12 protein-coding genes are annotated in these 13501 nt (G+C 34.9%); 9 read left to right on the top strand and 3 right to left on the bottom strand.

Annotated features, from left to right (window positions below):
• The first annotated feature begins 49 nt into the window (after positions 1–49).
• The 8 genes from vanR to CLO1100_RS09755 all read left to right on the top strand — a co-directional run bounded on the left by vanR (position 50) and on the right by CLO1100_RS09755 (position 7959).
• The gene (vanR, locus tag CLO1100_RS09790; protein ID WP_014313596.1) at positions 50–745 is read left to right on the top strand and encodes a VanR-ABDEGLN family response regulator transcription factor; all 696 of its coding nucleotides are present in this window, start codon (positions 50–52) and stop codon (positions 743–745) included.
• Entirely contained in the window at positions 735–1859 is a 1125-nt protein-coding gene (locus tag CLO1100_RS09785; protein WP_014313595.1) for an ATP-binding protein, read from the top strand. The genes vanR and CLO1100_RS09785 overlap by 11 nt, the downstream gene beginning before the upstream one ends.
• A gap of 146 nt (positions 1860–2005) precedes the next feature.
• A complete protein-coding gene (gene vanG, locus CLO1100_RS09780; RefSeq protein ID WP_014313594.1) occupies positions 2006–3055 on the top strand; it encodes a D-alanine--D-serine ligase VanG in 1050 nt (349 codons plus the stop codon).
• A complete protein-coding gene (locus CLO1100_RS09775) occupies positions 3052–3846 on the top strand; it encodes a M15 family metallopeptidase (protein ID WP_014313593.1) in 795 nt (264 codons plus the stop codon). Before vanG ends, CLO1100_RS09775 begins: the two co-directional genes overlap by 4 nt.
• Positions 3839–5998, top strand: coding sequence for a serine racemase VanT catalytic subunit (gene vanT, locus CLO1100_RS09770; protein ID WP_014313592.1), 2160 nt, complete (start codon positions 3839–3841; stop codon positions 5996–5998). The genes CLO1100_RS09775 and vanT overlap by 8 nt, the downstream gene beginning before the upstream one ends.
• A 90-nt stretch (positions 5999–6088) precedes the next feature.
• Complete coding sequence (locus tag CLO1100_RS09765) at positions 6089–6568, top strand: DUF6803 family protein (RefSeq protein WP_014313591.1); 480 nt, start codon at positions 6089–6091, stop codon at positions 6566–6568.
• A 146-nt stretch (positions 6569–6714) separates the two neighbouring features.
• A complete protein-coding gene (locus CLO1100_RS09760) occupies positions 6715–6933 on the top strand; it encodes a hypothetical protein (RefSeq protein WP_014313590.1) in 219 nt (72 codons plus the stop codon).
• Positions 6934–7077: 144 nt separating this feature from the next.
• Complete coding sequence (locus tag CLO1100_RS09755; protein ID WP_014313589.1) at positions 7078–7959, top strand: DMT family transporter; 882 nt, start codon at positions 7078–7080, stop codon at positions 7957–7959.
• A gap of 21 nt (positions 7960–7980) precedes the next feature.
• On the opposite strand, the gene CLO1100_RS09750 is transcribed toward CLO1100_RS09755, so the two are convergent.
• Genes CLO1100_RS09750 through CLO1100_RS09740 form a run of 3 tightly spaced genes read right to left on the bottom strand, consistent with a single transcriptional unit; the run spans position 7981 to position 12558 of the window.
• Positions 7981–10401 carry a transglutaminase-like domain-containing protein gene (locus CLO1100_RS09750; protein WP_014313588.1) on the bottom strand — a complete coding sequence of 807 codons (2421 nt, stop codon included), beginning with the start codon at positions 10399–10401 and terminating at the stop codon, positions 7981–7983.
• Positions 10401–11606, bottom strand: a complete 1206-nt coding sequence (locus CLO1100_RS09745) for a DUF58 domain-containing protein (RefSeq protein WP_014313587.1) — start codon at positions 11604–11606, stop codon at positions 10401–10403. Before CLO1100_RS09745 ends, CLO1100_RS09750 begins: the two co-directional genes overlap by 1 nt.
• On the bottom strand, positions 11593–12558 hold the full coding sequence (locus CLO1100_RS09740; RefSeq protein WP_014313586.1) for a MoxR family ATPase: 966 nt from the start codon (positions 12556–12558) through the stop codon (positions 11593–11595). Before CLO1100_RS09740 ends, CLO1100_RS09745 begins: the two co-directional genes overlap by 14 nt.
• Positions 12559–13060: 502 nt before the next feature.
• On the opposite strand from CLO1100_RS09740, the gene rpsO reads away from it, so the two are divergent.
• Entirely contained in the window at positions 13061–13324 is a 264-nt protein-coding gene (gene rpsO / locus CLO1100_RS09735; RefSeq protein ID WP_014313585.1) for a 30S ribosomal protein S15, read from the top strand.
• Positions 13325–13501: the final 177 nt, after the last annotated feature.

Below are 13501 nucleotides of genomic sequence, written 5' to 3'. Positions count from 1 at the left end.
GCTATAATTTTCTTATCTATTTTATTATGGGAATTTATGAGGACGATTTATGAGCACAAATATTCTAGTGGTTGATGATGAAAAAGAGATAGCGGATTTGGTTGAGTTGTACCTGAGAAATGAGAATTATAATATATACAAGTTTTACTCTCCTATAGAAGCACTTAAATCAATTGATGAGATAAAATACGACCTTGCCGTACTGGACGTTATGATGCCTGTGATGGATGGGTTTAAATTATGCCAGAAGATACGGGAGAAATACAATTTTCCGGTTATAATGCTGACAGCCAAGGTTGAAGAAATGGATAAAATCACCGGACTGACTTTGGGTGCAGATGATTATATTACAAAACCTTTTAGTCCCCTTGAAATGGTTGCAAGAGTTAAAGCCCAGCTTAGGAGATTTACAAGGTATAACGAGGGAATACAGCAGTCAAATGATATACTGGAAGTCTCCGGTCTTGTAATGAATAAAACTACACATGAATGTTCTCTCAATGAACAACCTCTTGTTCTGACACCCACTGAATTTTCCATACTATGGATACTTTGTGAAAACAGGGGACAGGTTATCAGCTCCGAAAAGCTTTTTCAGGAGGTATGGGGAGAGAAATATTTCTCAGGCAGTAATAATACCGTAATGGTTCATATAAGGCATCTCCGTGAAAAGATGAAGGAGCCGGAAGGTAATCCCAAGTTCATTAAAACTGTATGGGGAGTTGGATATAAAATTGAAAAATGATTTTACTCAGTTAAAATTAAAGATATTGCTGCAAATTTTGCTTGGTTCGTTACTTGCGTTAATAATCGGAGGTTTTGTCCTTGTCTTTATTATAGATGATGCTTTGCAGGCACCTTTTGCAGAAGGTTTTGTCCGCATAGCAGAAAGACTTTTCCATGTAAGCTATTATTCTGCTGCAGCTATTTATCACAAGATATTTACGGAAAACAAGACTATTTTTATTATAATAGGATTTGTTTTACTGCTGATAACCTTTGTTTTTATTGCAATGTCCAGATACACCCGTTATTTTAATAAAATAAGCGAGGGAATCGATTTACTTGTAGAGGAATCTGAAACGCCGATAGTTCTTCCTTCTGAGCTTTCATTTATGGAGAACAAGCTCAATACTGTTAAAAACACTCTTGAAAAAAGGAAGAATGCAGCACTGGAAAGCGAGAGAAGAAAAAACGATCTGGTAGTATATCTGGCCCATGATATTAAAACTCCCCTTACTTCTGTTATAGGCTATCTCAGCCTTCTGCACGAGGCTCCTGACATGCCGTTGGAGCAAAGATTAAAATATACTGATATTACCTTAGAAAAGGCGTATCGCCTGGAACAGCTGATAAACGAATTTTTCGAGATAACACGATTTAACCTCCAGAGTATTGTTCTGGAAAAAGGAGATATAAATTTAACCCTTATGCTGGAACAGATGGCTGATGAGTTCTACCCTATTCTTGCACCTTCAAATAAAGAGGCTGTTGTGGTTGCAGACGAAAATATCCATATATTTGCCGACTCTGATAAGATGGCCCGAGTATTTAATAATATACTTAAAAATGCGGCTGCATACAGCTATGAAAATACTAAAATAGAGATTTCTGCTATACAGTCTGATAATGTCACCATAGTTACATTCAAAAACAGAGGTAAGATGATACCTGCGGATAAACTTGAATCCATCTTTGAAAAGTTTTACAGGCTTGATTCTGCCAGGTCGTCACATACGGGGGGGACAGGCCTTGGTCTTGCCATTGCTAAAGAAATAGTTAACTTGCATGGAGGAGATATTACTGCAACCAGCAACGAAGAATTTACACAGTTTAAAGTAACACTTCCTAAAACATAATATAAAATTCTAAATAATTTCGTAAGGAAATCTTAAGAATTCAATAAGACTAAATTAATAAAGAGCAGCCGGGAAATTATTAAAATTATATCGTAGTAAATTGTTACTTCTTAAATGATTTTAATAATAACTCAAGGAGAATAAAAATGGATAGAAAAAACATTGCAATTATTTTCGGAGGTTGCTCGCCGGAATACGAAGTCTCACTTAATTCTGTTTCATCTGTAATAGAACATGTCAACAATGACTTGTATAATACAATTTTAATAGGTATTACAAAAGAGGGCGAATGGCTCAGGTACTTCGGAGATGTTGACAAAATCAGGAATAATACGTGGTTCCAGGAAAAAGGATGTAATCCTGTTGCTTTTTCCCAAAGCCGCAGCATACACGGTTTCTATGAATTTTCAGAGGGTTCAAGCTCCATTACTTTTGTTGATGCTGCCTTTCCCATACTTCATGGCAGAAACGGTGAAGACGGTACTGTTCAGGGGATGCTGAAACTTGCAGGAATACCTTTTGTAGGCTGTGGTATTCTAAGTTCAGCCATGTGCATGGACAAGGATATTGCTCATCGTATTGCACAATCGTCAGGAATACGTGTTCCAATATCGATATCAGCAGATAAAAACATGATTCTTAAAGATATTTTAATTATGGCTGAAACTCTCAGATACCCTGTTTTTGTCAAACCTGCAAGAGCTGGTTCTTCTTTCGGTATAACACGTGCTAATAGCAGATCTGAGCTTGAAAAGGCAATTATAAATGCTTTTGAATACGACAGTAAAATAGTTGTTGAAGAGAATATAGATGGTTTTGAGGTAGGTTGTGCCATCCTTGGAAACGATGATCTTATAATAGGTGAAGTTGATGAGATTGAACTTCAGACCGGTTTTTTTGATTATAACGAAAAATATACATTAAAGACTTCCAAAATCCACATGCCTGCCAGAATTGACAAAGTGACCTCAGAAAGGGTTAAAAATACTGCAAGGATTTTATACAATGCTCTGTACTGCACCGGATTCGCAAGGGTTGACATGTTTCTGACCCCAAAGGGAGAAATCGTATTTAACGAAGTCAATACCATACCCGGCTTTACAGCTCACAGCCGTTATCCCAATATGCTCCGGGGAGCGGGCTTATCCTTTGCTTCCATAGTTGACAGGCTGATAAGGATGGCGATGGAAAAATGAGTACAAATCTTATTTCAAATATAGTCAGGTTGAACCTGGCCAATTCATATATTCATATAGGTAATCTTGTTCTTGTAAACAGAAAGAACCCGATAAATAAGCCAGAGCCATTAACAATTAAAAATCTAGAAAATGTAAGCACTGCTTCTAAAAAAATATTGCTTGATAAAACAGCGACAATAATGCTTAGAAAACTGATTATAGCCTGCAACGGAGAAAATGAAATCGTACTGGTTAGCGGTTTCAGACCGTTAAGTGAGCAGATAGCAATTTACAATGATTCCATGAAAGAAAATGGTGAGGAATTTACCAGTAAATATGTTGCTCTTCCAAACCACAGTGAGCACCAGACGGGACTTGCTATAGATGTTGCAAAAAACGAGCCTGATATTGATTTTATTTGTCCTTCGTTTCCAAATGAGGGTATTTGTCAGGATTTCCGTGAAAAAGCAGCACAATACGGTTTTATTGAACGTTATCCAAAAGGAAAGGAAGCAATTACCGGAATATCCCATGAACCATGGCATTTTCGCTATGTTGGAAATCCTCATTCTCAAATTATTTCAGATAATAACTTTACTTTAGAAGAATATATAGAATATCTGAAGCAGTTTCCATATGACGGTATGCATTTACAAATAAAAAATCGAGGATGGACAGCAAAAATATTTTATGTAAACGCAAGAGAAGAGGTAAAATCAGTTTATTTGTCTGAAAATTTATATTATGAGGTTTCGGGAAATAACATTGACGGTTTTATAGTTACGGTCTGGAGGCAGTGCAATGACTAACAAAAGGGAAGAATATGCCGGTATAGATAAATTTCGCATAGCTGCTGCCATAATGATTATCGCTATTCATACATCACCACTGGTTTCAGTCAGTCATGAAGCTGACTTTGTATTGACCAGGATTCTTGCAAGAGTCGCAGTACCTTTCTTTTTTATGTGTACAGGCTATTTTCTTATACCCAGATGTATTGAATCCCCAGAAAACAGAAAAAGGATATCATTGAAATTCCTTGCTAAAACCGGGTTTTTATATGGAGCTGCGATATTAATATATCTACCGGTAAATATTTATTCAGAATATTTCAAAGAGAAACCAATTATTCCGACTCTTGTAAAAGACCTTATATTTGATGGTACTATATACCACCTTTGGTATATTCCTGCAAGCATTATAGGTTTTATGATTGTATACACCGTGAGTACAAGGATAAGTTTAAAAATGGTGTTTACATTCAGCTTTATTTTATACCTGATTGGCTTGTTTGGTGACAGCTACTACGGGATATCGGAAAAATTTGACGTAGCAAATAGTTTCTATGGGGTTTTATTCTCATATTTTGATTATACAAGAAATGGTTTGTTTTTCGCTCCCGTATTCATTGTTCTGGGAGCCATAATCGCAGAATCCAAAAGGGAATATTCAATAACTAAAAATATAGTTGGATTTGCTTTATCTTTTACAGCTCTTATAGCAGAAGCCTTAATATTGAAGCATTACTCTTTACAGAGGCATGACAGCATGTATATTATGCTGGTTCCCACAATGATTTTTCTGTTCAGGATATTGCTACGTATAAAGGGAGAGAGCCAAAAGACTCTCAGAGATATTTCAATGCTTGTTTATATACTTCATCCACTTTGCATTATTTTCGTTAGGGGCTTTGCAAAGGTTTTGAACTTGGAGGCATATCTCATCGGGAATAGTTTAATACATTTTATTGTTGTAACTGTTGTGACAATTGCCGTTTCTGTTGCTATTGTATATATTTGGAAAAGGTTAGCGTCCTATAAAAGACAAACTCAGCCAAAAAGGTCCAGAGCATGGGCGGAAATTGACCTGGAAAGGCTTAAACACAACGTAAATCAGCTTAAATGCCTCCTACCCCATGAATGTCAACTTATGGCTGTTGTAAAATCAAATGCTTATGGACATGGAGATATTGAAATATCCAGATTTCTGAATAAAGCAGGCATTTCTGCTTTCGCAGTTGCAACCCTAGCTGAAGGAATAGAACTACGTTCTAATAAAATAAAAGGAGAGGTATTGATACTCGGATATACTCATCCCCATGAAGCACCTTTGCTTGTAAAATACAATCTTACACAGACAGTTGTGGATTACCAATACGCAGAACTGTTAGACAGCACAGGTCTTAAAATAAAGGTTCATATAAAAATTGATACCGGAATGCATAGACTAGGCGAAACCAACGATGCTTTATCAAATTTAGACAGAACCTATAACTGTAAAAACCTGATAGTGGGGGGGACATATACCCACTTATCAACTGCCGATAGTATAGAGCCTTCAAATATTTTATTTACAAAAGAGCAAATAAAGAAATTCTATAATACTCTTAACTACTTGAAAAGTCATAACCGTAACCCCAGTAAAATACACATTCAGAGCAGTTATGGAATACTCAATTACCCGGAGTTGGATTGTGATTATGCCAGAGTAGGTATAGCTTTATACGGAGTAATGAGCAAAGAAAATGAGAAAACAAAGGTTCGTGCTGACCTGATGCCTGTTCTGTCCCTTAAAGCCAGAATTGTTCTTACAAAAGAAATAGAGGAGGGTGAATCTGTGGGCTACGGCAGAAATTTCATCGCCGTAAAAAAAACTAAAATAGCAGTCCTTTGTATAGGTTATGCAGACGGGATACCAAGGAGCCTTTCATGCGGAAAAGGATATGTGCTTATTAAGAGTAAAAAAGCTCCTATAATAGGTAATATATGTATGGATCAGCTGACCGTAGACATTTCGGAAATACCGGATGTACAGCAGGGTGATATAGCCACACTTATCGGAGATGACGGAAATGAGGCTATAACTGCTGAACAGGTGGCTTCGATGGCAGGGACCATTACAAATGAATTACTTAGTCGTCTGGGTAGCAGAATTGAAAGACTATATAAAAAAGTTGCCTGATAAAAAATTTTTCGTTCTCCATAAAACCTTCATATAAATTTATTATTATATGGGGGAAGTAATTAATCAAATTTTTACGGAGGTAAAACAATGGAGAACATGATGACTCATTATATGGAACTTTTGGCATCAAACCAGCCATGGAACCTTATACTCTTTATGGCAATACCGGTTATATGTGCTGAAACCATAGCTGTAACAGAGCTAGCAATACTCTTTACTAGAAATTTATCAGGCGGTCTGAGAAAGCTGAATAAGATAACAAGTATTTTTGCAGGCCTTTATTTTACAGGTGTATTTTTATACCTGCTTTTCAATGCAGTAATTCCGTTAACCGCAAACGGAGAGTGGAGAGGCTTTGGAGATGTGGTAGCAGTAGGCTTTTATCTTTTGGGAATAGTTCCTCTGCTGGGAATGGCTTTGTTGGATATGAACATTATAGGCAGAAAAAGAAACGAAGTGGGAAAACTCAAGCTACACTCAATTTTCGTCGGAATATTCCTTGTAGTAGCCCATATTGCAATGATATTTGGTATGCTTGACCCATCATTATTTATGATGAAAATGTAATTATACAAATTACTAGATAGAGTTTGTTGCAAATGTGCAGCAACTCTATTTTTATGTTCTTTTGAAACCTGTTTTATATTTGTCTTTATCATAATTATGTAATATAATGTAAAATATTACACGATTAAAAGAAAGAGGATAAATATATGAACTTCAGAGACTTTAAACTCTATATGTGGACATGGCCTTTTCTGGGCGGATTTTTGAGTTTATTACTTTGCTTGGTTATAAATACTGATTCTGCTCCGGCCATTATATTGTTAGGTATGATAGGGGGATACATAGCACTTATAACATACATTTTAGGATTAAGGTATCTTGACAGCAAGGGATATGATACTAATCCTGATAACAATGAAGATTAAAACTAATCTCTATATAAATATCTTCTATTTTAAATATTTTAATGTTAGAATAGGAAGGTATCTTTAGTATACATAAATCTTTGAATTAAAAAACTTTACATAACAGTTATCTGAAAGGATTGATTTAAAATTAGCAGCTTACATATGAAATCATTTATGCCAAAGCTGGCGCTTTTTTGTGCTGCATTTATATGGGGGAGTTCATTTTTTATAATGAAGGATACCGTTGACGTATTTCCACCGCATATTCTTTTGGGGTTCCGATTTACTATAGCTTGTATTCTGCTTGGTGTGATATTTTACAGAAGGCTTAAGAATATAACTTTTGAATACCTTTGGAAAGGTGGAGTCATTGGCCTTTTTTTGTTTTTGGGGTATAGTACTCAAACTATTGGTATAACAAATACTACACCCGGTAAAAATGCGTTTCTGACTGCAATTTATTGTGTAATCGTACCGTTCTTATTCTGGCTTGTTGATAAGTCAAAGCCGGACATATACAATTACTCAGCCGCAGTTATCTGCCTTACAGGTATTGGACTGGTTTCTCTTACAGGAAGCTTTACTATAGGAATTGGCGACGCTTTTACTTTGCTTGGCGGTTTTATATATGCTGCTCACCTTGTGGCTGTTGCAAAACTGGGTAAAGGGAAGGACCCTATAGTACTTACCATAATCCAGTTCGGATTTGCTGCTGTTTTTTCTTGGGTAACAGGTCTTACCACAGAACATATTCCGACAGAAGTAAGTATACAAAATGTTGCGGGTATTCTGTATTTGGCTGTTTTTGCTACTGCAGTAGCTCTGCTGTTCCAGAATATTGGACAAAAGTACACCCATCCTTCTGCTGCTGCAATCATATTGAGCCTTGAATCAGTATTCGGTATAATGTTTTCAATTATTTTTTATGGTGAGCAGTTGACAGTCAGACTGGCCTGGGGTTTTCTGCTTATATTTATTGCAGTTGTCATTTCTGAAACAAAGCTGTCTTTTATAAAGAAGTCAAAAAAGGCTGAGAATCAATGATTTCAGCCTTTTTGAAAACTATTATACTTTACCAAGAAAATATTTATAAAAATTAAATTTGACTTTGCTTACTTTGTCAGAAGTTAGCTTTAATACAGTTTCAATAAAGTTAATCATATCCTGTTTTGCTTCGTCAGGAAGGGTGTCCCTGCTGTATCTAGCCTTGACATAATATTCTGTTATTATATTAAAATCGTATTTATTAAAACTGTACCCTTTAAAATCCATTAGTTTCTCAACTCTGATTCCAAACTGAAAAGGTGTTTCTCCTGCTGAAATAGTAACATTTTGCATTTTAAACAGCTTAATAATATATTTGTAGCCGGTCAGAACTGCATCATTAGAATTTTGCTTTCTTATTTTACCTAACAGATAGTAAAATCTTATTCTGTTAAATAAAACGACGAACAATAAAGACAGCAGAATTAATGAAATCAATGAAATAGCTATAATAAAAGCTACACGGGTTGTATTGGTATCCTTACTGCCGATGGGGAAATTACCGGAAAGATCGATAGAATGATTTTGACCTTCTCTTTGATATTTCTCCATCATTCTCCGATACTCATCATAATACTGACCGGTCATATTACTGGCAATAACAGGTCTTATGTGGTTATCCTGATACATTGCTGCAACAAATGGGGAGGTAGGTTCAAAGGGAATCCATCCGAATCCCTCAAAATATGCTTCAACCCATGCGTGAGCCTGCTGGTTTGTAACCTTAAAAACACCGTTTCTATTGTCCGGAGGCAAAATATAACCTTCAACATAACGGGCTGGTATCCCTAAGCACCTTAGCATCACAGTCATTGCGGTTGCATAATATGTACAATATCCTTTCTTGCCTTCAAAAAGGAAATAGTCAACAAAGTCCTTTTTCAAAGGCGGTTTACCCGGCTTTAACGTATAAGGATAGTTTGTAGCCAGATAAGTTTCTATAGCCTTTGCCTTATCATAGTTATTGCCTTGATTTATAGTTATATTCTCGGCCAGATCCCGAACTCTTTGAGTTACTGTACTTGGCAATGAAACGTATTTTGAATAAATATCACGTAATTGCTCCTGAAGGACACTGAATATGTTTACACTGTCGATGATTTGTTTGTTTTCAACCGACAGGTTGTCTATGTCGATATTAAATATAAGTTTGTATTGATTTTTTTCATATTCGTTTATGTTATCCATCCAATATCCTTTGTAGCTTTTTCTTAATCTGTCTTTGAATTTGTCACTATTCAAAAACATATAATCAAAATTGACAATATATTCAAAATTGCTGTTTTGAGGTTTCTCGGCAGAAATCATTCCGGCTCTGTCTGTAAATAATCCCAGTTCTTTTTTTGGTGTTATCTGAAAGGTTTTTGGAGGAATGAATAGTGATTTGGTTTTCAAATTTTTAAATTTGACCTCTATTTTTGAACTTTTATACAATTCGTCTTTAGAACTTGAGTTGTTTATCAGAGCTCCTACTTCAAGCTGATTAGCATCCATGTTTATATTATTTAAAGCAACCACTGCGTTTCCATAGACAGGGTTAAAAACAGGATCAGTGTCATACCATCCGTGACCATTATAATATGCTTTTGAAGATGCTTTTAGATATAGATTATAATACTCTGATTTTACATCCATAACATGAGTTTTGTCAGGACTGATATTACCCCCCAGAATATCATTGCTTCCAAATCCTGTAGCGTTTAAAGAAAAGAAATCAAAAGAGGAGGTATTTTTTTGTGAAAAGCTCTCAATGGCATTATCCAACTTATGGTCAAGCCATGACCAAGAAATTCTTTTAGTCCCTATTGGAAAGCTAAAACTAATAACTAAAACGGCAATGCAGACAGGAATTATATACAGCAGATATTTTAGTCTGTTACCCGGGTCGTAAGATTTTTCCTCGGTCCTTCCTTTCAATATGTAAAAAAAGTAATATAGCAGAAATGAAAATAAGAAAAGTACAAAAGCCGGTTTACTTACAAAAATATTGGCATAGGCCTGACCGAAGAACAAGCTGAAGGTTACAAAGCTGACTAAGTAGATATTATATAGTTTTACGGCAAAGATATATACCATAAGAGTAACAATAAAGGCTATAAAAAACAAGGTTATTGCTTGATAGCGCGAGTTAGGTTCGTTAATGTATCCCTGCATTGTATCAATCAGCCAAATGGAGTAGGAACTAAAGCTGTTTGAAAGATAAATAATAACAAAAACAAAACCTGCAAATAGAAACAATAAAACACCGGATACTATACAGGTAACTTTATTTTTAAGTGCTAGATAAAAAACAAAAGTTAGTGGTATTACGTAAAGAAATATGTTTATGTTCCATCTATATGTCATAAAAAGAGATGTGTACAGGGTCTGACAAACAGACAAGGATAAAAGGATTACTAATATTAAGTTAACAAATACACCGTATTTATTCTCACGTACCATCAGTCCGAACCTCCAAGTAAGATTTTAATATCATCGTCAGGATGTATGGAATATGCCTTAATACCGATTTCGGGGAGATTTTCCATTATATCTTCGATGATGCCGGATTTAACATTTCCGGAATTGTCCGGTGATACATAAATAAGAGTGACAGTATGGTTCGCCATCTGTGATTTGTACATTTCATTATACAAATCGATATCCAATATACTGGTAAAAATAATCATATCCGATGAATTTGAACAGGATTCCGAATGGAGCCTCAGAATATCGGGCATCGGTACCTGCTGATCAAAGTTAATACATGATAATAATTTGTAGATTTGTTCGAACTCCATCATATTAGAGGCCTTAAACACCTCAAGTTTTTTATTGAAGTATACATAATTGACAGAAACTCCTTTGGACAAATAAAAATACAGTACGGCAATAGCCGCTTCAATCAGCTTATCTTCAATTATAATATTTTCTTCGTCATTATAGACATTTTTCCTTAGGTCAAGAAGTATATTAACGTTTGCATCTGTAGTACCCTCATAGTTTTTAACCATAAGTTTCTCATTTCTTGCTGTAAGCTTCCAGTGTATCTTTCTGAAACTGTCTCCGGCAATGTATTCACGTATATCTTTAATATTATTTATATTATCCTGTATGCCGTTTTCAGTGCTTTGAGAATCGGAACTTCCCGAAGACAGGATATTGAAATTTGCAAGATGCTCAATTTTAGGGTAAACAATAATTTTTTTCGGTTCAGGTATTTTATACTTTAACTTTATTAAACCTAGAAAATCTTCAATATAGATTTCACTTAGACCCACGTCATACTCACCTCTGAATTTACATTCCATATCAAAGATAAATTCCTTACCGGACTTGGGGCTAATGGACAAACTTTGTGAAGAATTTTTGCCTTTAAACGAGGAATGCGAACTAAAAAAGGTTGCAAAAACATAAGGGTACACTAAAATATCCTCGTTTGAAATCTTTACAACAAGCCTTACGTTCTCTCCTTTAACAATAACCCTTTTATCTATTTCCTGTATAAATTTGATTCTTACAAAGACAAATATGGTATATGCAAGAGATAAGATCAATAAGGCAACAAAGGTGTTGAAAAAGAAGAAGGATACAAAACCACCGAAATTATATAAAAATATTATTGACAATATAAATAAAAATATAAAGGTAATTCTACTTTTTCTCATAGTTATCTACCATAGGTATGTATACCTTGTCAATTATTGAAGTTAATATGTCAGAGGAAGACATTTTTTTGAGTTTAGCTTCCTGCTTTAAAACAAGTCTGTGTGAAAGTGTAGGCAAAAGCATCTTTTTTATATCTTCCGGGATCACATAATCTCTGCCGTTGAAATATGCCCATGCCTGTGCCGCACGACATACTGCAATTGAACCTCTCGGACTTGCACCAAGGGCAATATACTGGTTCTTTCTTGTCATACTTACAATATCAATGACATAATTTTTCAAGGTTTTATCTATGTAAACCTGTTTTACATCTTTTTGAATTTGTAGAATATCGTCACTGGTTGCAACTGCTTCAAGAGTTTCCAATGGATTATCTTCTAAAAATCTAGATACAATGTAAACTTCTTCACCTTGCTGAGGGTATCCAAGAGATATTTTTATAAAGAACCTGTCCATCTGTGCCTCAGGAAGAGGGTATGTACCAATATATTCAATGGGATTTTGAGTTGCCAGAACCATAAATGGCTTTGGAAGCTTATATGTAGTGCCGTCAACAGTGACTTGGTTCTCTTCCATTATTTCCAGCAAGCTGGACTGAGTTTTGGGTGAGGTTCTGTTAATTTCATCGGCAAGAAGAATCTGGCACATAGCAGTTCCGGGCCTGAATTCGAATTCTCCTGTTTTCTGATTAAATATTGAAAAACCTGTTATATCGGAGGGAAGAACATCAGGGGTAAACTGGATTCTCTTAAAAGATGCCGAAATGGATTTGGCCAAGGCTGAAACTAGGCTCGTTTTACCTACGCCGGGGACATCCTCTAAAAGAACGTGTCCATTACTAATAAGTGCGATTATTGCTAATTCAATAGCATTTCTTTTTCCTACAATTACATTTTCAACATTATCGGCAATTTTTTTTAATAGAGCAGAATTATTATTAATATAAACCATCTCCTTGCGATAAAATATAGAACATATTAAGTATATAAGAATAAGTAAATATAATCCATAATTTCTAGAAAATTATTTATTTATAGGAAATACATGTTTAATTTAGATATGTCTCAGTAAAAAATCAGGCACAAAGATAATCGGAGTAAGCCAGAAATTCTTTATGCCTGATTTATATTTCAAAGGTTCAGAAGTTAGCTAAGGTAAATATGCTTTATTACCTCTAAGAAAACCTTCATAGAAACCCCTTGGTAATAATTGTTAGTTTACTTTTCTAAATTATCACATATATTACCATAATTAAGAAAATAGAACAAGTTAAAATAAAGTGATATAAGGTATCCACCTTTATGATATACATAAATTAATCATTGTAAATATTTATGAATTGTGCTAAAATACATAGGTATGAAATTTCTAACCATTAACTACGTTTTTGGGTTACTCCATCCAATTACCTGGTTTATGGCGATTCAACAAAATTTTTGGAGGTATTAAAAACATGGTTAAAGATGTAAAGCAAGAAATAATTGCTAAGTATCAGTTGCATGAAGGTGATACTGGTTCACCGGAAGTTCAGGTTGCTATTCTTACAGAGAGAATCAACCACCTTAATGATCACTTAAAGGTTCATAAAAAGGATTACCATTCAGGAAGAGGACTTCTTAAAATGGTTGGTGCAAGAAGAAGCTTGTTAAATTATCTTAAAAAGAATGATATCGAAAGATACCGTGCAATTATTGAAAAACTTGGTCTAAGAAAATAATCATATAAAAGCAGGCAGGCTAACCGCCTGCCTGCTTTTATATGCATTCAGAGTACATATTTATTGTGGAAATATTTAAGCATAATATATAGGAAATAAGTTGTGCGAAATATGAAATAATACTAATAAAGCACATATGGCTATAGACGGTAGAAGGTAGATTGTGCGTCAAAAATC

This window comes from Clostridium sp. BNL1100 (genome assembly GCF_000244875.1).
In the GTDB taxonomy this organism is placed as follows: domain Bacteria; phylum Bacillota; class Clostridia; order Acetivibrionales; family DSM-1351; genus Ruminiclostridium.
This window is presented reverse-complemented; position numbering and strand designations above follow the sequence as displayed.

What these genes read in the sequence shown, in the direction of transcription:
- vanR (WP_014313596.1), top strand. Translation starts at nt 50, where the DNA reads ATGAGCACAAATATTCTAGTGGTTGATGATGAAAAAGAGATAGCGGAT.
- vanG (WP_014313594.1), top strand. Translation starts at nt 2,006, where the DNA reads ATGGATAGAAAAAACATTGCAATTATTTTCGGAGGTTGCTCGCCGGAA.
- CLO1100_RS09775 (WP_014313593.1), top strand. Translation starts at nt 3,052, where the DNA reads ATGAGTACAAATCTTATTTCAAATATAGTCAGGTTGAACCTGGCCAAT.
- vanT (WP_014313592.1), top strand. Translation starts at nt 3,839, where the DNA reads ATGACTAACAAAAGGGAAGAATATGCCGGTATAGATAAATTTCGCATA.
- CLO1100_RS09765 (WP_014313591.1), top strand. Translation starts at nt 6,089, where the DNA reads ATGGAGAACATGATGACTCATTATATGGAACTTTTGGCATCAAACCAG.
- CLO1100_RS09760 (WP_014313590.1), top strand. Translation starts at nt 6,715, where the DNA reads ATGAACTTCAGAGACTTTAAACTCTATATGTGGACATGGCCTTTTCTG.
- CLO1100_RS09755 (WP_014313589.1), top strand. Translation starts at nt 7,078, where the DNA reads ATGAAATCATTTATGCCAAAGCTGGCGCTTTTTTGTGCTGCATTTATA.
- CLO1100_RS09750 (WP_014313588.1), bottom strand. Translation starts at nt 10,401, where the DNA reads ATGGTACGTGAGAATAAATACGGTGTATTTGTTAACTTAATATTAGTA.
- CLO1100_RS09745 (WP_014313587.1), bottom strand. Translation starts at nt 11,606, where the DNA reads ATGAGAAAAAGTAGAATTACCTTTATATTTTTATTTATATTGTCAATA.
- CLO1100_RS09740 (WP_014313586.1), bottom strand. Translation starts at nt 12,558, where the DNA reads ATGGTTTATATTAATAATAATTCTGCTCTATTAAAAAAAATTGCCGAT.
- rpsO (WP_014313585.1), top strand. Translation starts at nt 13,061, where the DNA reads ATGGTTAAAGATGTAAAGCAAGAAATAATTGCTAAGTATCAGTTGCAT.